Genomic DNA, 19,748 nt, shown 5'->3' with positions numbered 1-19,748 from the left:
CATCAGCTGATGAGCGTAGCGTACAGGTCGTGCTCGTCCGCAGACCCCACTACCACATCCACGAACTGCCCCGGCTTCAGCTTCTGCCCATTCGCGATGCGCACCACCCCGTCAATTTCCGGCGCATCGGCGGAGGAACGTGCGATGGCACCTTCCGCAGTCGCTTCGTCCACCAGTACCTTGATGGTGCGCCCAATTTTGCGTTTGAGCTTCGCTGCGGAAATCTCCGCCTGCACCGCCATGAATTGTTCCAGGCGGTCTTCCTTCAATTCTTCCGGTACCGGGTCGGGCAGCTCATTGGCCTTGGCGCCGTCCACCGGCGAATAGGTGAATGCCCCCACGCGATCCAGTTCGGCCTCGCGCAGGAAGTCGAGCAATTCCTCGAACTCCGCGTCGGTTTCACCGGGGAAGCCAACGATGAAGGTGCTGCGCAGGGTGATATCGGGTACCTGCTTGCGCCAGTTCTGGATGCGCTCCAGCGTCTTGTCGATGTTGCCCGGACGCTTCATCAGCTTGAGGATGCGCGGGCTGGCGTGCTGGAACGGGATATCGAGGTAGGGAAGGATCTTTCCTTCCGCCATCAAGGGCATCACCTCGTCCACATGAGGATAGGGGTAGACGTAGTGCAGGCGCGTCCACACGCCAAGTTCGGCCAGCCCTTCGCACAACTCCGTCATGCGGGTGCGATAGCTCTTCTCGCGCCAGCTGCGTTCGGCATATTTGATGTCGACGCCGTAGGCACTGGTGTCCTGCGAGATCACCAGCAGCTCCTTCACGCCGCCCTTCACCAGGCGCTCGGCCTCCAGCAGCACCTCGTCCACCGGCCGCGAAACCAGATCACCGCGCATCGAGGGAATGATGCAGAAGCTGCAGCGGTGATTGCAGCCTTCGGAAATCTTCAGGTACGCATAGTGCTTGGGCGTCAGCTTGATCCCTGTGTCAGGAATGATGTCCAGCAGCGGATTGCGCTTCGGCGGCAAGGCGCTGTGCACCGCGCTCATCACGCTCGCGTAGTCCTGCGGCCCCGTGATGGCCAGCACGTCCGGATAGGCTTCGCGAATCAGCTCCGAGCGCTTGCCCAGGCATCCGGTCACGATCACCTTGCCGTTCTCATGCAGCGCTTCGCCGATCGCATCCAGCGACTCCTGCACCGCCGCATCGATAAAGCCGCAGGTGTTGACCACGACCGCATCCGCCGCGTCGTAGCTGGGCACGATCTCGTAACCCTCGACCTTCAGCTGGGTGAGGATGCGTTCGGAATCCACCAGCGCCTTGGGGCAGCCGAGGCTGACGAAACCGATTTTCTGGGAGCTGTTGGACATCGCCCTGGTTACCGTAAACACGCGGGAAACCGACAATTATACGCCAGACCGGCCGTCGAAGCCCGACGCTGGAGCCGTCCCCTGCCAGCCCTGCCGTTGACGCGGCCTCGCCATGGGCTGGGCCATACTTATCCCGTGTAACCCTGATAACGGGCCGTCAGCGGCCGGGAGGGGGCCTCTATGCGATTCGTGGCATTGGCGTACGGCGCGCTGGTCTACCTGTTCTTTTTGGCTACCTTTGCGTACACGATCGGCTTCGTGGAGGGCATCCCCGGCCTCAAGACCCTCGACAGCGGGCCGGTCGGCCCGGCCTGGGCCGCGGTCATCGTCAATGCCGTGCTGCTGGGCATCTTTGCCGTCCAGCACAGCGTCATGGCGCGTTCTGGATTCAAGCGCTGGTGGACGCGCTATATACCGGCGGCAGCGGAACGCTCGACCTACGTTCTTGCTGCCAGTCTCGCGGTTGCCCTGCTCCTGTGGCAGTGGCGTCCGCTCCCCGCTGTCGTATGGGCCGTGGATAACCCGGCGGCGAGAACACTGCTGCTATCGATCTCTGCGCTGGGCTGGGCGGTCCTGCTGGTATCGACTTTTCTGATCAACCATTTCGAATTGTTTGGCGTGCAGCAGGTATTTCAGCAATGGCGCGGAACACCCCCGGCGACAGTGACATTCAAGACGCCCGTGTTCTACAAGTACGTGCGCCATCCGCTCTATTTGGGGTTCATCGTGGCGTTCTGGGCTACGCCGCTCATGACCGCAGGGCATCTGCTCTTCGCAGTGGCGACCACTGGGTACATTTTCGTTGGCATCTTCTTTGAAGAGCGCGATCTGATCGCCAGCTTCGGCGAGCAATATCGAAGCTATCGGCAGCGAGTGCCGATGATCCTGCCGTTCCTCCCGAAGCATGTGAAGACCAAACCACCGGTAGCGCGACTGCGGCCCAAGTTCTAGTAGCCTCTTGTGTATCATCGCGCGAATTGAAGTCTTAGCGCGTAGGCTGGGATGGCAATCCCAGCATCGGATGCGGCATGCAAAGCTGGGATTATCATCCCAGCCTACGCGCTGAGCACGTTCATGGACGCAAGCGCGGAGATGGGCAACGCTGAGATCCTCGATTCGCAAACCGCGCCGGTCGTGACCCTGCACGACGCTGTCGAGCATGCGCATGATGCCGTCATGCATGCCAAGCTGGCACACCGGCTTGCGCGCAAGCTTCATACTATGCGCCTCAATAGCGGGTCCCCATCCCGCGCGAGGATTTCGTCATGGGCAAGCACATCAATCTTCCCACCAGCGGTACGCAGTGCATTGGCGCCTACCTGGCAGAGGCCGAAGGCAAACCCAAGGGCGGCCTGGTGCTGATCCAGGAAATTTTCGGCGTCAACGCGCACATCCGCAGCGTGGCGGACCGGTTCGCGGCGATGGGCTACACCACGGTCGCCCCTGCGTTTTTCGATCGCCTGGAAACCGGCGTGGAGCTGGACTACTCCAGCGAAAGCATGGCCAAGGGCAGACAGCTGGTGATGGAGCTTGGGTTCGAGCGCGCCATGGAAGATGTGGCCAGCGCCGCCGAAGCGATCCAATCCGTCGGCAGGATCGGCACGGTGGGCTACTGCTGGGGGGGCACGGTGGCTTTCCTTTGCGCCATTCGACTGGGGCTGCCCTCGGTGAGCTATTACGGCGCGCGCAATGTGCCTTTTCTCGATGAGCAGCCGCGAGCGCCGGTGATGTTCCACTTCGGCGAGGAGGACTCATCCATTCCGCCGGGCGTGGTGGCCAAGCATCGCCAGATGCTGCCGCAGATGGATGTCTACAGCTATCCCGGCGCCGGCCACGCCTTCAATCGTGACATCGACCCGGGTCACTATCACAAGGCCGGCGCCGATCTGGCGCTACAGCGCACGATGGCCTTCTTCGACAAATACGTGGCTGGCGCATGAGCGGCGCCGATTTCCTGCTCGATCCGCGGCTGCAGGCGGATACCCAGCACGTCGTCAGCCTGCCCTTGTGCGAGGTGCTGTTGATGAAGGATGCACGCTTTGCGTGGTTGATCCTGGTGCCACGACAAGCCGGTTGCGCAGAGATACTCGATCTGCCGGAAAGCGCTCGCGACCTGCTATGGCAGGAGATCAACCAGGTTGCTGCGGTGCTGCGCGAAGTCGTTCCCTGCGACAAGCTCAATCTCGGCGCGCTGGGCAATATCGTGCGCCAATTGCACGTGCACGTCGTCGCGCGCAGGGAAGGTGATGCTGCATGGCCTGGGCCTGTATGGGGAAGCGGCACCGCCACTCCTTACAGCAACGATGAGCTGTCGTCGCTCGCGCAAGGCTTGCGTCAGCGACTCTCACCACTCAGCCTTGCGTGAAACGGGACAGCTGCGCGCAGAAAAAACCGGGACACGCTCCCTCACGGCTCATCCACGCAAATATTCACGGCGCCTTACGCGTGCGACGCTATAGTCGCGCGGCTTCATCAAGGGGGACTTGGTGAAGCTTTGAGGGGAAACATTCGGCTGTACAACCAATTTGTTTCGTCGGAAGGCAACGCCCATGGCGCAGCCACCATGGGGCCGCCTTGACCGTGTCTGTTCAAAGAGCTTCCGCCGCTGCCGCAACAGCCGGCGGAGAGGCTCATGCAGATTCGCTTTCAGCATGGCTAACGCAACACTGTCCGCTTCCTGATTGAAGCATGTCTCTCGGAGCACGTTCTCCGACCACATCTGCATGGAGGGAATCACCGTGAAGCGCATCCCTAGAACGCCCTGCATTTCGTTCGCCCTTGCCTGCCTGTGCGCCGCACTGGTCGGCGCTTCAAGCCTTGCTGCAGCAACCACTCAGCCGGCATTCGTCCCGTTCCAGCAGTTCTTGCATGACATCCAGTCGGCCGATGCCGGCAGCTACTTGATACAGGGACGCAATGCCCTGAAGGATTCCGCGTCTTTGGTTGAAATGCAGCGATACGTGCTGAATCTCTACCAGGATGTCCATGTCTCGCAGAGCTTCCTGCTCGGCAACGACCACTTTGATTGTGTGCCGATGGCAGAGCAGCCCGGCGTGCGCAGACACGGACTCGCCCGCATCGCCACGCCGCCACCCGTTACGGCATCCCTGCAGCCAGGAACGATGGGTGGCGGGCAAGTCGGTAGTCTCGACCAGGTGACCGCGATCCCATCGCAATTGGCAGAGAATGACCGTGTGGACACACTGGGGCATTCTCGCGTCTGCGCAACCGGCACCATCCCCATGCGCCGCGTGACGTTGCAGGAACTGGCGCGCTTTCCATCCCTGCAAGCGTATTTGCAGAAAACACCGGACGGCGCCGAGCACCTCCCAAGCAAACGCATCGTTCCGCCGCAGGTGTATTCGCACAAATACTCCTACACTTATCAAAACGTCACCAATATCGGCCAGACCGACACCATCAATTTGTGGTCGCCGTATGTGGACACCGGCGCCGACCAGATCTTCTCGCTGGCGCAATCGTGGACGGTAGGCACTACCGGCACCACGCAGACGGCCGAAGTGGGCTGGCAGAACTATCCGGGCAAATACGGGGATGAGCGCTCCCGCCTGTTCATCTACTGGACCGCCGACGGCTACCAGAGCACCGGCTGCTACAACCTGGATTGTTCGGCTTTCGTGCAGACCAACAGCAGCTGGTACTTCGGCGGCCCGTTCTCCAACTACAGCACGGTGGGCGGCGCGCAGTACGAATTCCTGGCGCAGTATTACCTGTATCAAGGCAATTGGTGGCTCGGCCTGGGCACGCCCGGCAACGTCACGTGGGTGGGCTACTACCCAGCTTCGCTGTATGGCAGCGGGCCCATGAGTACCTCGGCGCAGCTGATCGAATTCGGCAGCGAGTCCGTGGGCTCGACTTCGTGGCCCGCCGAAGGTAGCGGCAATTTCGCCAGCGCCGGCTGGAGTTACGCAGGCTATCAGCGCCAGGTGTGGTACTGGGCGCCAGGTGGCGCGGCGTACTGGGTTTCGCTCAGCGTCGGGCAACCATCGCCAAGTTGCTACACGATCGACGGACCGTATTGGGGTGGCTACACGCCGCCGTCGAACTACTGGGGCTACTACTTCTATTTCGGCGGCCCGGGCGGAACGAGCTGCTGAGGCCTGAAACGAGAGCGCCCGTCATCGACGGGCGCTCTGTCTTCGACCTGTTGACGGGCTCGACGTCAGTGGCTTGAATCGCTGCCGCCCTGGTCGCCGTAGGCCTTGCCGCTGGCATCCTTGTTGGTGTCGCTGGTCGGCGCCGTGGCCGGTGCGTGGTAATCCTCCAGTGCGCGCGCCTGGGTCTCCACCGGGTTGATGCGGGCCAGCTTGCCGCCATCGTCATAGTAGGCGACGAAGCCGTAGTCCAACTGCAAACGAGCCATGTACTGCAGATGCTGCTTGCGGATCTTCGAATCGTCGCTGGGCAGCAGCAGCACCGTCTTGGGCAACTTGCCGGTGTCCTTGAGATAGGAGAAGTGGCTGCCGGCGTCGAGCGCGGAAACCACGGCACCATCGATCAGGAACTGGCCATTCTTGTAAGCCTTCATGGTCAGGTCGAACTGGCTCTGGGTCTGCGTGGTTCCCACTGTGTCCCTGGACGCGCCGCGATGGCAGCCGCCAAGCACCAGCAGGCTGCCGAACATCAGGACGGCGGCGCCGCGGGTTGACAGCGTGGAAAGACGGATCATGCTCGATCTCCTGCGAATATCAGCGTTGCCATGCAAGTGTAGCGCCGCCGGATGAAGGTGGTTGGGTGCAATACGCAGCGCGTTCAGGTGCGCGGCAAGGTCACGCCCTGCTGCCCCTGATACTTGCCGCCACGGTCCTTGTAGCTGGTTTCACACTCCTCGTCGGATTCGAAAAACAGCATCTGGGCCACGCCTTCGTTGGCATAGATCTTGGCCGGCAGGGGCGTGGTATTGGAGAACTCCAGCGTCACGTGGCCCTCCCATTCCGGTTCCAGCGGCGTTACGTTCACGATGATGCCGCAGCGCGCATAAGTGCTCTTGCCCAGGCACACCGTGAGCACCTGGCGCGGAATGCGGAAATACTCCACCGTGCGCGCCAGCGCAAAGGAGTTGGGCGGAATGATGCACACGTCCGCCGCCACATCGACGAAGCTGGTCGGATCGAAAGCCTTCGGGTCGACGATGGTGGAGTTGATATTGGTGAAGATCTTGAATTCGCGCGCGCAGCGCACGTCATAGCCGTAGCTGGAGGTGCCGTACGACACCAGTTTGTTACCGTCGCGCAGCTTGACCTGGCCAGGCTCGAACGGCTCGATCATGCCGTGCTGTTGCGCCATGCGGCGGATCCATTTGTCGGATTTGATGCTCACTCGGACTCCGGTGCTGCCTGCCGCGCCCGGTCGGTCCCGGGCGCAAAGCGGCAAAAATACATGGTTGACGGGGGCGTTCGCCAGCGCTGCGGCTCTTTCACTCCCTCCCCTGCTTGCAGGGGAGGGAGTGAAAGTGATCACGCCATCCCATCCAATCCGGCCCGCAGGCATCCCAGCGCGGTCGCCAGCTCCAAACAACGCGCCGGATCGGCGAGGACTTGCTCCAGCGTGCACCCGGCTCCCGGCAAAGCCACAGGCACCGGCTCCGGTGTAATCAGCCGGGCCGACATCGTCCGCAGGATTTCGCACAGCGCATCCTGCGCATGATGCGAGCCACGCGCCGAGGCGTTGATCAGCAGCACCGGCTTATCGGGGAATTCCAGGCTGCCGACCAGCCAGTCCAGCAGGTTCTTGAAGGCCCCGGGTACGCCATGCGCGTATTCCGGGCAGGCGATCAACAAAGCGTCGCTCTGCCCCACGGCCTCACGCAGCGCCTGCACGCTTGGGGGGAGGTTGCCAGCCTCCTCGTCCGGATTGAACAGCGGCAGCAAGCCCAATCCTGGGTAAAAGCTCAGCGACAGATCCGCCGGCGCCAGCTCGCGGGCGGCGAGCAAGGCCGCGGTATTGGACGAAACCCGCCGCAGGCTGCCGGAAAGGCAGAGCACGCGCCTCTGGGCAATCACGTCGCCGGCTGGCCCTGCACGACAATCTTGCCCAGGCCCAGCGACTTGTTGCGCGGCTGGCGCGCGAGCCGACCAGCCGTATTGCGCGCGATGGCACGATAGTGCGCCGCCAGTTCCGAGTCCGGCATGGCCGCCACGGTGGGGTTGCCGCCGTCGGCCTGTTCGCGAATGCGGATGTCAAGCGGCAGCGAGCCCAGGTATGGCACCTGGTATTGCTCGGCCATGCGTTCGCCGCCGCCGGCACCGAAAATGTGCTCCTCGTGGCCGCAGTGGCTGCAGATGTGCGTAGCCATGTTCTCGACGATGCCGAGCACCGGAACCTCCACCTTCTCGAACATCTTCAGTGCCTTGCGCGCGTCGAGCAGCGCAATGTCCTGCGGCGTGGTGACGATTACCGCTCCGGCCACCGGCACCTTCTGCGACAACGTGAGCTGGATGTCGCCCGTGCCCGGCGGCAGATCGATGACCAGGTAATCGAGCATGTCCCAACGCGTGTCGCCGAGCAGTTGCATCATGGCCTGGGTCACCATCGGGCCACGCCAGATCATTGGCGTTTCCTCGTCGACCAGGAAACCGATCGACATCGCCTGCAAACCGTGCGCGCTCATCGGCATGATGGTCTTGCCGTCCGGCGATTCGGGGCGGCCGTGGATACCGAGCATGCGCGGCTGGCTGGGACCGTAGATGTCCGCGTCGAGTATGCCCACCTTCGCGCCCTCCGCGGCCAGCGCCAGGGCCAGGTTCACAGCGACGGTGGACTTGCCCACGCCGCCCTTGCCGGATGCCACCGCGAGGATGTTCTTCACGTTCGGCAGCGGCGCCAGCGCGCCTTGCACCTTGTGCGAGTGGACGCGACTGGAAAGGGAGACGACCGCAGCTTCAATCGCCTCATCGGCCTCCAGTGCCTGCCTGGCCTGGGCGGTCAGCGATTCGATCGCCCCGGCCGCCGGATAGCCGAGCTGGATGTCCACCGAAACCCTGGCGCCATCGACCCCGACGGCGCGGATCGAATCGGCCAAGGGGGCGCCGGTGTGGGGATCGGTAAGGTCGCCGAGGATCCGGCGTACCAGGGCTTCATTCGCCTGCGTCATGGGAAAGGGGCTGTGATCGGGCTCTTCATTATGCCAGCAGGGCCATGGCGCAATGCAGCTTGACCCACTCGGCCACCGCTCGGCAGGCTCAGCCATACGCCAACGTAGGGAGTCAATTGTTATGAAACGCCTGTCGCAGTTTGCCTTCGCCGCCTGTCTACTGCTCGGCTCGGCCGTTGCCTGGGCCGCCAACGACACGCCGGTGGGCACCTGGCGGCAGATCGACGATGTCACCGGCAAGCCCAAGTCCGTCATCCAGATCACCGAAGACAACGGCAAGCTGCAAGGCAAGGTCCTGCAGGTGCTGCTTTCCGATGATGGCCCGCATCCGGTCTGCAAGAAATGCGAGGGCGAACGCAAGGATCAGCCGGTCGAAGGCATGGTGATCATGTGGAACGTCAGCAAGGACGGCGACGTGTGGGACGGTGGCAAGATCCTCGACCCGAAGAACGGCAAGGTCTACAGCGTAAAGCTCAGCCTGACCGAAGGCGGGCAGAAACTGGACGTGCACGGTTACATCGGCATTTCGCTGCTCGGGCGCAGCCAGGTTTGGGAGCGCATGCAGTAACGCGCACTGCATGCGTAGGCTGGGATGGCAATCCCAGCTTTCCATGCGACAACCTTCCGCTGGGATTTCCTTCCCAGCTACAACCCGGCGCCAAGTGCCCCGGGTTGTCCTCTCTCCGTCTCGCGCTCGCAACCCCACAGCTGCAAAGTCTCGCCCTTCTCACCACAGCAAGGGGCGTTTGCGTATGCGTAACCTACGTAAGTCATGCGTAAGAAAGATGCTTGCGACTGCCTGTCTGAGCGGCCTGTTCGCGACACCGGTGTTCGCCACCAACAGCGCCAACCTGCTGGTGAATGGCGATGGCGAAGCCGGCACCTGCACCGGCGACTGGTCCGCCGTGAATACCGTGCCGGGCTGGACGGTGACGCAAGGCAGCCCGTCGACCGTCTGCTATTCGATCGGCAGTTTCAGCAAACCTGGCAACGCTTCAGGCGGCAAGGCATTCATTGCCGATGGTCCGTATGGCGATTCGGCGCTGCGCCAGGACGTGGATGTTTCCAGTGCAGCCTATGCCATCGACGGCGGAAACATCAGCTACACGCTTTCAGGTTGGCTGGGCGGCTATACCGTTTACAACGGGCAAGCCATCCTGACGGCCACCTTTCTCGATTGCAATGGCAATCCGCTGGGCACGCCGGCGCAGCTGGCCGGCGTGAATGCCTCCGCGCGCAGCGACAAGACCGGCTTCATCGCCAAATCGGCTATCGGCAACGTGCCGGCAGGTACGCGTACGATCTCGGTGCTGCTGCAGTTCAACAACACTTCGGCGTCCTACAACATCGGCTATGCCGACAATCTTTCGTTGACGCTGTCCACGCCGGTCGCCGCCCCCAGCTTGCAGACGCCCGTCTCGCAAGTACCGGCGTTCGACCACGTCTTCATGGTGATGATGGAAAACACCAGCTACGACCAGGTGATCGGCGACACCACCCATGCGCCCTTCATCAACAGCCTCGCCAGCCAGGGCACGCTGCTGGACAACTACAGCGGCGTCTACCACCCCAGCGACGAAAACTATCTGTCGATCGCCGGCGGCGACACTTTCGTGAAGGGCGCGATCTACTTTCCCAACATCAAGGTGACCGCCCAACACATCGGCGACGAGCTCGAAGCGGCCGGTCAAACCTGGAAAGCCTATGAGCAAGGCATGGGCACGCCCTGCAACACCAGCAACAATTTCGACAGCTACTACCAGCCGGATGATGCGCCGTTCATCAATTTCACCAATATTTCGTCGAACACCACGCGTTGCGCTCAGCATCTGTTCGATACCACGCAGCTGAGCACCGACCTGCAATCGGCGGCCACCACGCCGAACTTTGCCTGGATCGCCGCGGACGATTATTACGACGGCGAGGCTTCCGGCAACGGTTCCGCCCAGAGCCTGCAGGCGCAAAACGGCTGGCTGCAGCAGACCCTGCAGCCGATCTTCAATTCGCCGGCATGGACGCAGGAGCGTTCGTTGCTGATTCTCACCTGGGATGAATCAGAATCTTCCGGCAGCAACCATGTGGCGACTTTCGTGCTCGGCTCGCCGGGCACGGTGCAGGCGGGCTATGTCAGCAATGCCAGCTACAACCACTACAGCATCGGCAGCACCATCGAAAACGCGCTGGGCATCGCACCGCTTACGCATAACGACCAGTACGCGCAACCGATCAACGATGCATTCGTTGCCACCCAGGCCATTAGCTCCCCCAGCCTCACCAGTTCCATGCCAAGCGTCAGCAAGGGCACCTATGTGCACTTCGACTACGCCACACCAGTAAGCCAGCTCAATGGCAAAAACTGGATTGGCATCTACGCGCCGGGCAGCAGTCCGGGCAATGGCGCATCCACCAGCTGGCAGTACACGCCGAACGCCAGCGGTACGGTGACGTTCGATACGTCCGGCCTCGCGCCGGGCACGTACAACGTCTGGTATTGCTACAACGATGGTTATACCGAGCTGGCGGGGCCGATTACGTTGACGGTGACCAATCCGTAAAACCGGAAGAAGGCCGTCCCGGGTTTGCCCAAGGGCATTGCTCTACCTAATGTCATTCCGGCGCAGGCCGGAATCCAGTTTCAATACGTCGTGCGAAGCACTCAACATAAAAGCTGTTGTGTCCTTCGGACGCGTATTTGAACTGGATTCCGGCCTGCGCCGGAATGACGCCCCGGCTTGAACCAGGCATGCTGTACCCCCACGGACTGGAACCGCCATGCCTACCATCTTCACCCACGCTGCCGTCCCTGCCCTGCTTGGCTCCGCCGCGGGCGAACCGCGTATAAGTCGGCGCTTGCTTTGTGCCGGCATGGTTGCCGCCATGCTGCCGGATGCCGACACGCTAAGTTTCAAGCTCGGCATTCCTTACGCCGATGCGTTCGGGCATCGAGGCGCCATGCATTCGCTGCTGTTCGCGTTATGCACAGCCATGTTTGCCGCGCTGCTACATCGGCCGTTGCGCACCACGGCACCGCGCGCTTGCGCATTTATCGGTCTTTCTGCTGTCTCGCATCCGCTACTGGACATGCTCACCGATGGCGGCCTAGGGGTTGCCATCGCCTGGCCGTTCAGCACGCAGCGCTATTTCTTTCCCTGGCATCCGATCCACGTTTCTCCCATCGGCGTGCGCTTTTTCAGCGCCCGCGCCTGCCCGGTGCTCAGTTCGGAGCTGCTGTGGGTATGACTACCTGTAGGCGTACTTGCGCTGATCCTGTGGCGATGGCGCATAACCCGTAGGCCGGGATGACAATCGTAGGCTGGGTTGCGAAACCCAGCATGCCATGCATGCAGCCGCGCGATGCTGGGATTGTCATCCCAGCCTATAAAGTCAGCCCGACACCGCCTCGGCCCTGTGCACCATCACCCCATGCGCCGCGAAAGCCGCGCGCGTTGCGCGATCCGCCGAGTGCTCCACCACCAGGTGCTGCACGCGCGTCAGTTCAGCCACCTGATGCGCCGCCACGGCGCCGAGCTTGTCATCGGTAGCCACTACTATCGTTTCATCGCTGGCTTCGATCATTGCCCGTTTGAACAGCGTCTCTTCGCTGTCGAAACCCCATAGGCCGTGCACAGCATCGATCGCGCAGGCGCCGGGAAAGCACAGGTCCGCGCGCACCCTTCGTACCTGCTCCACCGCCTGCGCGCCGATAGCGCCACCGATGGACGAATCGATACGGCCGCCGACCAGCATCACTTCAAAGCCTTCCCGGTCGAGCAACAGCTGCGCGATCTGGGGTGCATTGGTGATCACCGTGAGCCCCGCACCGACTGGCAGTGCAGCCGCGATCGCGGCATTGGTGGTGCCCGCATCGATCAGCAGCGCCTGCCCGGGCTTCACCAGGCTCACGGCTTTGCGTGCAAGGGCCTGCTTGCGCAAGGGATGCTCGGTGCGCCGCTGCTTGAGCGGAGTCACCGTGACCGCGGGCAACAGCGCACCGCCATATACACGCTTGCACAGGCCTTGTGCCGCCAGTTCGCGCAAATCGCGCCGGATCGAATCCTCGGAGACTTCGAAGGCCTCCGCCAGTTCGGCCGCCACTACGCGTCCTTCGCTGCGCAGCCGCGCCAGAATGCGCTGCTGACGCTCCTCGGGCAACGCGTTGCGATCGATGGTCGAAGCGGTGGATTTAGCCATGGCCGGTCGCCTGCGTTTCGCTTTCAAGCAACCCCAGCTGCATCAGGCGCTCGCGCAGACTTGCCGGGTCGCGGAACCACCAGCCGTGCAACCCCAAGGCTTCGGCCGCCACCACGTTGCGCTGGGAGTCGTCGATGTACAGCGCGCAAGCAGGATCCACCGTATAACGTTGCATCAGGCATTGATAGATGCGCGGGTCAGGCTTCACCAGGCGTTCCTCGCCGGACACCACGATGCCTTCGAACCATTGCAGGAAGGGATAGAGCTGGCGCGCGACCGGAAACGTCTCCTGCGACCAGTTGGTAAGCGCCAACAAGCGCACACCGCTCGCTTTCAGTTCCGCCAGCAGCGCAACGCTACCCTCGATCGGACCAAGCAGGGTTTCCTGCCAGCGCAGGTGATAGGCGTCGATCAGTTCGGCATGCTCAGGAAACTGCGCGCGCAACTGCGCCGTGCCTTCGGCCCAAGGGCGGCCCCGATCCTGCTGCTCGTTCCACTCGCTGCTGCACACCTCGCGCAGAAACCATTCCATCCGCGCTTCGTCCTCGATCAATTGGCGATACAGGCGACGCGGGTCCCAGCCGATCAGCACGTTGCCAAGATCGAAGATCACCGTATCGATACGTCCGCTCATCACCACGCCACCCCACCATTCGTCCACACTACGAACAAATGTACACAAACGTGCAATATCGTGCAAATCCAGACGAACCGCTTCCCGGCATCACCATTGCGAAGCGTCAGCGGCGCCGCATGCCATAATGCACGGCCCATTTGGAGTCGCTGCCATCCATGAGCCGTCGCCTACTCGTCACCCACGCCCTGCCCTATGCCAATGGCCCGCTCCATCTGGGCCACATGCTGGGCTACATCCAGACCGACATCTGGGTCCGCGCGCAGCGGATGATGGGCCACGAGGTGCATTTCGTGGCGGCAGACGATGCGCACGGCACGCCGATCATGCTCGCCGCGGAAAAGGCCGGGGTATCGCCGGAAGCCTTCATCGACGGCATCCGCGCCAGCCATGAAGCGGACTTCGCCGACTTCCATTTCAGCTACGACAACTACTACACCACGCATTCGGAAGAGAACCGCGAGCTGGCTTCGCAGATCTACGTGCGCCTGCGCGATAGCGGCTACATCGCCAAGCGCGACATCCAGCAGCTGTTCGATCCGGACAAGCAGATGTTCCTGCCGGACCGTTACATCAAGGGCACCTGCCCCAAGTGCGGTACGCCGGACCAGTATGGCGACAATTGCGAGAACTGCGGCGCCACCTACGCGCCCACCGACCTGATCAACCCCTACTCGGTGGTCTCCGGCGCGACACCGGTGCTGCGCGATTCGGAACACTACTTCTTCGAGCTGAGCAAGTTCGAAACGCTGCTGCGCGACTGGTTCGCGGGCAAGCTTACGCACGGCAAGCCAGTGGCCAACCCCGGCGTGGTGGCCAAGCTCAAGGAGTGGCTGGACGGCGGCCTGAAAGACTGGGACATCTCGCGCGACGCGCCCTACTTCGGCTTCCCCATTCCCGACGCGCCGGGCAAGTTCTTTTACGTATGGCTGGATGCGCCGGTCGGCTACCTGGCGAGCTTCAAGCACCTGTGCGGGCGCACCGGCCTGAAGTTCGAGGATTTCCTGGCGCCGGACAGCGATGCCCAATTGCACCACTTCATCGGCAAGGACATCATCAATTTCCACGGCCTGTTCTGGCCGGCGATGCTGCACGGCGCGCAGTTCCGTACGCCCACCGCGCTGCACGTCAATGGCTACCTGACGGTGAACGGCGCGAAGATGTCCAAGTCGCGCGGCACCTTCATCCAGGCACGCACGTATCTCGATGTCGGCTTGAACGCAGAATTCCTGCGCTATTACTTCGCCACCATGCTGAGCGATGCGCCGGTGGACGTGGATCTGGACCTGAAGGCGTTCGAAGAGCGCGTCAATTCGCACCTGATCGGCAAGTGGGTGAACATCGCCAGCCGCACCGCGGGTTTCGTGCACAAGTTCTTCGACGGGCGCCTGGCAGCCGGCTTTTCGGATGAGCAAAACGAGCTGTGGCAAGCACTGCTTTCGCATTACAACGAGGTGCCCCAGCTGTACGAAAGCGGTGAATTCGCCGAAGTGATGCGCAAGTTCGTCCTGATGGCCGACCTGGTCAATGGCCACATCGCCGTCAAGGCGCCATGGGTCATGGCGAAGGACGAAGCGCAGCGCAATGAGCTGCATCAAGTCTGCTCGTTTGCGCTTGCCGCATTCCGTTTGCTTGGCGGCCTGCTCAAGCCGGTACTGCCGGTCACGGTGGCAGCCGCGGAGAAATTCCTCGCTGCCCCCATCGTGCATTTCGATGCGGCCTGCGCCACCTTGCACAATCACACCATCCAAGTTTTCGAGCCGCTGCTCTCGCGCATCGATCCCAAGCTGATCGAAGCGATGATCGAGGCCTCGAAGGAATCGCTGGGCTCCGCGCCGGAGCCCGCCCGCCAGCTACAGCCCAAGAAAGAAAGCAAGCCCATGACTGAAGCCACCGCCGCCAGCACTGAATCCCCTGTCATCAGCATCGACGATTTCGCCAAGCTCGACCTGCGCGTCGGCAAGGTACTGGCGTGCGAGTTCGTGGACGGCTCGGACAAGCTATTGCGGTTCGAACTGGACGCCGGCCCGCTCGGCAAGCGCCAGATATTCTCCGGCATCCGCGCCGCGTACGGCGAGCCGGAAAAGCTGGTTGGCCGCAACGTGGTGTTCATCGCCAACCTCGCGCCGCGCAAGATGCGCTTTGGCGTGTCCGAGGGGATGATCCTTTCGGCTGGCGAGGGCGGCGGCGACCTGTTTCTGCTGGATGCGGATCAGGGGGCGGAGCCGGGCGCGACGGTACGCTGACCCAACTCGCCTGATTTTTCATCCGTCATTCCGGCGCAGGCCGGAATGACGATGAGGCAAGACCAAACATTGTCATAGCCATGACCACCCTCGCCGACCGCATCGACGCCCTGCTGCCGCAAACGCAATGCGAACAATGCGGCTACCACGGCTGTCGCCCGTATGCGGAAGCGATCGCCAAAGGCGAAGCGCTGATCAACCAATGCCCGCCCGGCGGCAGCGAAGGCATTGCCAAGCTGGCTGCCCTGCTCGGCTGCGCACCGCTACCATTGAACCCGGAAAACGGGGTCGAAAAGCCGCGCACACTGGCGCGCATCGTCGAGGCCGACTGCATCGGCTGCACCAAGTGCATCCAAGTCTGCCCCGTCGATGCCATCGTCGGAGCGAACAAGCTGATGCACACCGTGCTCACTGACGACTGCACCGGCTGCGAGCGCTGCGTGCCGGCCTGTCCGGTTGATTGCATCGTGCTTGAGCCCATGCCGCTGGCCCAGGCGAACGATTCTGTTCACGCCGAAGCGGCGCGCATGCATTTTCAGCGCCGAGAGGCACGCCTGGCGGCACAGCACGCGCAACGGGAAGCGGAGCTGGCTGCACGCAAGGCCCAGGTGCACGGTGCCAGCCAAAACGTGCTCGACGCCCTCGCCCGCGCCAGGGCGAAAAAACAGGAGCCCAAGCAGTGAAGAAAACGGATGTGGCCGAACTGTTCACCCGTCTGCGCGAACTCAATCCGCATCCCACCACCGAGCTGGCCTACACCACCCCGTTCGAACTGCTGGTCGCGGTCGTGCTGTCAGCCCAAGCCACCGACGTGGGCGTCAACAAGGCCACGCGCAAGCTGTTCCCGGTGGCCAATACGCCGCAGGCCCTCCTCGACCTGGGTGAGGAAAAGCTCAAGCGCTATATCAACACCATTGGGCTGTACAACGCCAAGGCGAAAAACGTCATCGCACTCTGCCGGATATTGGTGGAGCAATACGACGGCGAGGTGCCGGACCATCGCGAAGCGCTCGAAGCGCTGCCGGGCGTAGGGCGCAAGACCGCCAACGTGGTGCTCAACACCGCGTTTGGTCACCCCACCATCGCGGTCGATACGCATATCTTCCGCGTCGCCAACCGCACCGGACTGGCACCCGGCAAAGACGTACGCGCCGTCGAAGACAAACTGGAAAAAGGGGTGCCGAAGGAGTTCAAGCAGGATGCCCATCACTGGCTGATCCTGCACGGGCGCTACGTATGCAAGGCGCGCAAACCCGATTGTCCGCAATGCGTGATCCGGGACTTGTGCCGATACAAGGACAAGACGTCCGCGTAAATCGGCTGCCCCCTAAGAAAAGAGCCCCTTTTCCAAAGGGAAAAAGGGGCTGTCATTCACGCGGCCTGGCGCAAGCCTTCCACGCGCGCGTGCAACGCTTTCCAATCCACCACCAGTTCGCAACCGCGCGCCCTGGCATTGTCTTGCCATTCGGTCAGCACCTCCAGGCAGGCCTGGTCGACGTGATGCAGGCGGCCAACATCAAGCAGCACACGGGTGTTCGGGGGCACCTGATCCAGCGTGCGCGTCAACGCAGGCACCTTGAAAAAGGTGGCTGACCCGTCGAGTTCCAATTTCAACATGCCGGGCTCTTGGTGATCGGTGAGCCCCATCCGCAAACGCGAAGATTGCAGCGCCAGTTTGAGCACCGACAGGGCGAAGCCCACCAGCACGCCGGTCAGGAGATCGGTGGCAACGATGGCGAGCGTTGTCACGGCATACACCACGAAGTTGCCACGGCCATATTGCGCCAGCGATTTCATCTGCTTGAGGTTGACCATCTTGATGCCGGTAAACACCAGAATGCCGGCCAGGCACGCCACCGGCGTGGCGCGGATCAGCCACGGCAACAGCATGGCGAACACCAGCAGCCAGCCGCCGTGCAGGATCGCCGCCATGCGCGTGGCGGAACCGGCCTGCACATTGGCGGCACTGCGCACGATCACTCCGGTCATCGGCAAGGGACCCAGCAAGCCGCACAGCATGTTGCCCACGCCTTGCGCAGCCAGCTCGCGGTCGTAGTTGGTGCGTGCACCTTTATGCATGCGATCCACCGCCGCTGCCGACAGTAGCGTCTCGGCACTGGCGATCAGCGCAAAGGTGAGCGCCGCCACAAGCAGCGACGGCTGCGCCAATGAGGCAAGGCTGCTCAAGCTCGGCAGCTCGATCGTTGCGAACAGATTCGCCGGGATATTCACCTTGTTCACCTGCGTACCCAACAGGGTGACCAGGGCGGTAACTGTCACCACGGCCAGCAACGCCCCCGGCACAAAGCGCAGAGCGTGCGGACGCAGCTTCTCCCAACCCAGCATGATGGCCATGGTGGACAAGCCAACGATCAGCGCGGATACGCTGCCGACCTCACCCTTGAATGCACTGACCAACGCGTCGGGCAAGGCGACGAAATTTTCCAGGCCGCGCGCCTTGGGAGCGGCATCGATCAGTACATGCATCTGCGAAGCCACGATCAAGATGCCGATGCCCGACAGCATGCCTGCCACCACCGCCGGGGAGATCATGCGAAACCACACGCCAATCTTGCCCACGCCGGCAATGACCTGGATCAGGCCGGCGAGCAACACCACCGGTCCCAACGCCGCCACGCCATGCTCGCGCACCAGCTCAAACACCAGCACCGCCAGGCCCGCTGCAGGACCGCTTACCTGCAGGGGCGAGCCGGCCACGGCGCCGACCACGATGCCGCCAACGATTCCGGTGATCAGGCCCGCCGCGGGCGGCATGCCCGAAGCGATGGCGATGCCCATGCACAACGGCAACGCCACCAGGAATACCACGATCGAACCAAGCAGATCACGGCCGAAGAGTCCTTGTGAAAAATAGGATCGCATGGTTCGCTCCTCAGGACCCGGTGGCGGCAAAGCGCAAGTGCGGCGTCGCATCGGGTAACTTGCCGCTGCCGGGGTCGAGTTTCACGAAGCAGCCCTGCTCCGCATCGAAAACGTCGATCTCGGCATGGGCAATGTCGTACACCCAACCGTGAATATTCAGAATGCCGCGCGCCAATGCCGCCGCCACAACCGGCAGAGTGCGCAAGTGTTCCAGCTGACCGACCACGTTCTCGCGCGTCAGGCAGGCCAGTTTTTCGTCTTCCGGCAAGCCATGGCTGTTGTGCTCGACCACGTAGCGCGCCACGTCGCCATGCTTCAACCACGCCGCGACCGATGGCATGTCCTTCACGAGCGCAGGCTTTTGCAGTGCCTTCATGGCGCCGCAATCGGAATGACCGCAAATCACGATGTGCCTGACCTGGAGCACGCGCACCGCGTACTCGATGGCCGCCACCACGCCGCTCACATGCTGTGCATAAGGCGGGACGATGTTGCCGATGTTGCGATAGACGAACAGTTCACCCGGCTGCGCATTGAAGATCATCTCGGGCATCACGCGCGAATCGGCGCAGGTGATGAACAGGGTGCTCGGGCTCTGGCCCGAGGCCAGTTGCTTGAACAGCTCGCGCTGCTCGGGGAAAACTTCCTGGCGGAAATACCGGAAACCGTCGATCAGACGTTGCATGGGGAAAATCTCCACTAGACGTTCGCACAGCCGCGGCGAACGCGCTGGATGCAATGGGACGCCACGACAGCGACACGCGCCTATACGCGGCCAAGTGCTGCCGAAGCAAAGAACAAGCTCAGGGGATAAGCAGCGGCAGGAGCGCCGCAGAATGACGTCAGGCGGCGCGTGGTGGCCGCAGCGGGCCGGCGGAGGGCGTCGGCCGCAGGGATGGAGCGATGTCTACAGGAACACCGGAGCGCACGGGGGCCAGCACAACGTGCACGAGCGCCGGCGCAACCAGTTCATCGTCTAAGCCGCAATCATCATCGAGCTGGTCGTTGTTGCAATCGCTCGAGGCACCGCCAGCCTTTTCCGCCACGGCTTTGTCATGACCCGCAACCGCCATGGCCGATGCAAGCGAAGTCTGCGCGCAAGTCCCATGGCGAGGCTGCGCACCCAACACTTTGCTCGTGCCCGCCAGCAACAACAGGGCGAGTGCGCAAAGCGTCAGCAGCAGCGAGCGATGGCGGTTGAAGGAAGACATGAGAAGCAAAGTATCGGATTGCTCCCAGGCATCGCAAGCGCGTAGCTAAATGCAAATTCATGCAACTGAACAAGCCGCGCCGGTTGATTCATATGGGCTGGACGCCTGCACGTAAAAAAGCAAAACGGCGGGACATGCCCGCCGTTT

General features: G+C 62.4%; 20 protein-coding genes. 10 read left to right on the top strand and 10 right to left on the bottom strand.

Translation table 11 applies throughout. The features are described 5' to 3' along the window. Positions 1 to 2: 2 nt before the first annotated feature. Positions 3 to 1,322, bottom strand: a complete 1,320-nt coding sequence (gene rimO / locus EKH80_RS05545; protein WP_126683730.1) for a 30S ribosomal protein S12 methylthiotransferase RimO — start codon at positions 1,320 to 1,322, stop codon at positions 3 to 5. Positions 1,323 to 1,502: 180 nt separating this feature from the next. On the opposite strand from rimO, the gene mddA reads away from it, so the two are divergent. The 4 genes from mddA (at position 1,503) to EKH80_RS05525 (ending at position 5,440) form a co-directional block, all read left to right on the top strand. Then, positions 1,503 to 2,273 carry a methanethiol S-methyltransferase gene (gene mddA, locus EKH80_RS05540; RefSeq protein WP_126683729.1) on the top strand — a complete coding sequence of 257 codons (771 nt, stop codon included), beginning with the start codon at positions 1,503 to 1,505 and terminating at the stop codon, positions 2,271 to 2,273. Between the two features lie 314 nt (positions 2,274 to 2,587). Further along, positions 2,588 to 3,262 carry a dienelactone hydrolase family protein gene (locus tag EKH80_RS05535; RefSeq protein WP_126683728.1) on the top strand — a complete coding sequence of 225 codons (675 nt, stop codon included), beginning with the start codon at positions 2,588 to 2,590 and terminating at the stop codon, positions 3,260 to 3,262. After that, positions 3,259 to 3,687, top strand: coding sequence for an HIT family protein (locus EKH80_RS05530; protein ID WP_126683727.1), 429 nt, complete (start codon positions 3,259 to 3,261; stop codon positions 3,685 to 3,687). The genes EKH80_RS05535 and EKH80_RS05530 overlap by 4 nt, the downstream gene beginning before the upstream one ends. 373 nt (positions 3,688 to 4,060) lie before the next feature. After that, positions 4,061 to 5,440: a neprosin family prolyl endopeptidase gene (locus tag EKH80_RS05525; protein WP_158628759.1), complete on the top strand. Its 1,380-nt coding sequence runs from the start codon at positions 4,061 to 4,063 to the stop codon at positions 5,438 to 5,440. 65 nt (positions 5,441 to 5,505) lie between these two features. Here the strand turns inward: EKH80_RS05525 and EKH80_RS05520 are convergent, their stop codons facing one another. The 4 genes from EKH80_RS05520 to apbC all read right to left on the bottom strand — a co-directional run bounded on the left by EKH80_RS05520 (position 5,506) and on the right by apbC (position 8,436). After that, entirely contained in the window at positions 5,506 to 6,012 is a 507-nt protein-coding gene (locus EKH80_RS05520; RefSeq protein WP_230473444.1) for a hypothetical protein, read from the bottom strand. A gap of 83 nt (positions 6,013 to 6,095) precedes the next feature. Beyond that, positions 6,096 to 6,662, bottom strand: a complete 567-nt coding sequence (dcd, locus tag EKH80_RS05515) for a dCTP deaminase (protein ID WP_126683725.1) — start codon at positions 6,660 to 6,662, stop codon at positions 6,096 to 6,098. Positions 6,663 to 6,799: 137 nt separating this feature from the next. Beyond that, on the bottom strand, positions 6,800 to 7,345 hold the full coding sequence (locus EKH80_RS05510; RefSeq protein ID WP_126683724.1) for an NADPH-dependent FMN reductase: 546 nt from the start codon (positions 7,343 to 7,345) through the stop codon (positions 6,800 to 6,802). Continuing rightward, positions 7,342 to 8,436: an iron-sulfur cluster carrier protein ApbC gene (gene apbC / locus EKH80_RS05505; protein ID WP_126683723.1), complete on the bottom strand. Its 1,095-nt coding sequence runs from the start codon at positions 8,434 to 8,436 to the stop codon at positions 7,342 to 7,344. The genes EKH80_RS05510 and apbC overlap by 4 nt, the downstream gene beginning before the upstream one ends. Positions 8,437 to 8,557: 121 nt before the next feature. Here apbC and EKH80_RS05500 point away from each other — a divergent pair, with 121 nt between their 5' ends. The 3 genes from EKH80_RS05500 to EKH80_RS05490 all read left to right on the top strand — a co-directional run bounded on the left by EKH80_RS05500 (position 8,558) and on the right by EKH80_RS05490 (position 11,676). Then, positions 8,558 to 9,004 (top strand): DUF2147 domain-containing protein, encoded by a 447-nt coding sequence (locus tag EKH80_RS05500; RefSeq protein WP_126683722.1) that lies wholly within the window; start codon positions 8,558 to 8,560, stop codon positions 9,002 to 9,004. A gap of 184 nt (positions 9,005 to 9,188) precedes the next feature. After that, a complete protein-coding gene (locus tag EKH80_RS05495) occupies positions 9,189 to 10,991 on the top strand; it encodes an alkaline phosphatase family protein (protein ID WP_158628758.1) in 1,803 nt (600 codons plus the stop codon). Between the two features lie 217 nt (positions 10,992 to 11,208). Then, positions 11,209 to 11,676 carry a metal-dependent hydrolase gene (locus EKH80_RS05490; RefSeq protein WP_126683720.1) on the top strand — a complete coding sequence of 156 codons (468 nt, stop codon included), beginning with the start codon at positions 11,209 to 11,211 and terminating at the stop codon, positions 11,674 to 11,676. Positions 11,677 to 11,820: 144 nt separating this feature from the next. Here the strand turns inward: EKH80_RS05490 and EKH80_RS05485 are convergent, their stop codons facing one another. After that, positions 11,821 to 12,627 carry a DeoR/GlpR family DNA-binding transcription regulator gene (locus EKH80_RS05485; RefSeq protein ID WP_126683719.1) on the bottom strand — a complete coding sequence of 269 codons (807 nt, stop codon included), beginning with the start codon at positions 12,625 to 12,627 and terminating at the stop codon, positions 11,821 to 11,823. Beyond that, a complete protein-coding gene (locus EKH80_RS05480; protein WP_126683718.1) occupies positions 12,620 to 13,261 on the bottom strand; it encodes an HAD family hydrolase in 642 nt (213 codons plus the stop codon). Before EKH80_RS05480 ends, EKH80_RS05485 begins: the two co-directional genes overlap by 8 nt. A gap of 158 nt (positions 13,262 to 13,419) precedes the next feature. On the opposite strand from EKH80_RS05480, the gene metG reads away from it, so the two are divergent. From metG to nth, 3 genes are all read left to right on the top strand, one after another. After that, positions 13,420 to 15,507 (top strand): methionine--tRNA ligase, encoded by a 2,088-nt coding sequence (gene metG / locus EKH80_RS05475; protein ID WP_126683717.1) that lies wholly within the window; start codon positions 13,420 to 13,422, stop codon positions 15,505 to 15,507. 80 nt (positions 15,508 to 15,587) lie between these two features. Next, positions 15,588 to 16,190, top strand: coding sequence for an RnfABCDGE type electron transport complex subunit B (locus EKH80_RS05470; protein ID WP_126683716.1), 603 nt, complete (start codon positions 15,588 to 15,590; stop codon positions 16,188 to 16,190). Continuing rightward, the gene (gene nth / locus EKH80_RS05465; protein ID WP_126683715.1) at positions 16,187 to 16,822 is read left to right on the top strand and encodes an endonuclease III; all 636 of its coding nucleotides are present in this window, start codon (positions 16,187 to 16,189) and stop codon (positions 16,820 to 16,822) included. Before EKH80_RS05470 ends, nth begins: the two co-directional genes overlap by 4 nt. A 56-nt stretch (positions 16,823 to 16,878) precedes the next feature. Here the strand turns inward: nth and EKH80_RS05460 are convergent, their stop codons facing one another. The 3 genes from EKH80_RS05460 to EKH80_RS05450 form a co-directional block, all read right to left on the bottom strand. After that, a complete protein-coding gene (locus EKH80_RS05460; RefSeq protein ID WP_126683714.1) occupies positions 16,879 to 18,390 on the bottom strand; it encodes a SulP family inorganic anion transporter in 1,512 nt (503 codons plus the stop codon). A gap of 10 nt (positions 18,391 to 18,400) precedes the next feature. Beyond that, positions 18,401 to 19,075, bottom strand: coding sequence for a carbonic anhydrase (locus EKH80_RS05455; RefSeq protein ID WP_126683713.1), 675 nt, complete (start codon positions 19,073 to 19,075; stop codon positions 18,401 to 18,403). A gap of 157 nt (positions 19,076 to 19,232) precedes the next feature. Next, positions 19,233 to 19,601, bottom strand: a complete 369-nt coding sequence (locus EKH80_RS05450; RefSeq protein WP_126683712.1) for a hypothetical protein — start codon at positions 19,599 to 19,601, stop codon at positions 19,233 to 19,235. Between the last annotated feature and the right edge of the window lie 147 nt (positions 19,602 to 19,748).

This window comes from Dyella choica (assembly GCF_003977665.1).
GTDB lineage: Bacteria > Pseudomonadota > Gammaproteobacteria > Xanthomonadales > Rhodanobacteraceae > Dyella_B > Dyella_B choica.
Note: the sequence above shows the minus strand (reverse complement) of the source record. Positions and strands in the feature narration are given on the sequence as shown.

What these genes read in the sequence shown, in the direction of transcription:
- rimO (WP_126683730.1), bottom strand. Translation starts at nt 1,322, where the DNA reads ATGTCCAACAGCTCCCAGAAAATCGGTTTCGTCAGCCTCGGCTGCCCC.
- mddA (WP_126683729.1), top strand. Translation starts at nt 1,503, where the DNA reads ATGCGATTCGTGGCATTGGCGTACGGCGCGCTGGTCTACCTGTTCTTT.
- EKH80_RS05535 (WP_126683728.1), top strand. Translation starts at nt 2,588, where the DNA reads ATGGGCAAGCACATCAATCTTCCCACCAGCGGTACGCAGTGCATTGGC.
- EKH80_RS05530 (WP_126683727.1), top strand. Translation starts at nt 3,259, where the DNA reads ATGAGCGGCGCCGATTTCCTGCTCGATCCGCGGCTGCAGGCGGATACC.
- EKH80_RS05520 (WP_230473444.1), bottom strand. Translation starts at nt 6,012, where the DNA reads ATGATCCGTCTTTCCACGCTGTCAACCCGCGGCGCCGCCGTCCTGATG.
- apbC (WP_126683723.1), bottom strand. Translation starts at nt 8,436, where the DNA reads ATGACGCAGGCGAATGAAGCCCTGGTACGCCGGATCCTCGGCGACCTT.
- EKH80_RS05500 (WP_126683722.1), top strand. Translation starts at nt 8,558, where the DNA reads ATGAAACGCCTGTCGCAGTTTGCCTTCGCCGCCTGTCTACTGCTCGGC.
- EKH80_RS05495 (WP_158628758.1), top strand. Translation starts at nt 9,189, where the DNA reads ATGCGTAACCTACGTAAGTCATGCGTAAGAAAGATGCTTGCGACTGCC.
- EKH80_RS05490 (WP_126683720.1), top strand. Translation starts at nt 11,209, where the DNA reads ATGCCTACCATCTTCACCCACGCTGCCGTCCCTGCCCTGCTTGGCTCC.
- EKH80_RS05485 (WP_126683719.1), bottom strand. Translation starts at nt 12,627, where the DNA reads ATGGCTAAATCCACCGCTTCGACCATCGATCGCAACGCGTTGCCCGAG.
- EKH80_RS05480 (WP_126683718.1), bottom strand. Translation starts at nt 13,261, where the DNA reads ATGAGCGGACGTATCGATACGGTGATCTTCGATCTTGGCAACGTGCTG.
- metG (WP_126683717.1), top strand. Translation starts at nt 13,420, where the DNA reads ATGAGCCGTCGCCTACTCGTCACCCACGCCCTGCCCTATGCCAATGGC.
- EKH80_RS05470 (WP_126683716.1), top strand. Translation starts at nt 15,588, where the DNA reads ATGACCACCCTCGCCGACCGCATCGACGCCCTGCTGCCGCAAACGCAA.
- EKH80_RS05460 (WP_126683714.1), bottom strand. Translation starts at nt 18,390, where the DNA reads ATGCGATCCTATTTTTCACAAGGACTCTTCGGCCGTGATCTGCTTGGT.
- EKH80_RS05455 (WP_126683713.1), bottom strand. Translation starts at nt 19,075, where the DNA reads ATGCAACGTCTGATCGACGGTTTCCGGTATTTCCGCCAGGAAGTTTTC.
- EKH80_RS05450 (WP_126683712.1), bottom strand. Translation starts at nt 19,601, where the DNA reads ATGTCTTCCTTCAACCGCCATCGCTCGCTGCTGCTGACGCTTTGCGCA.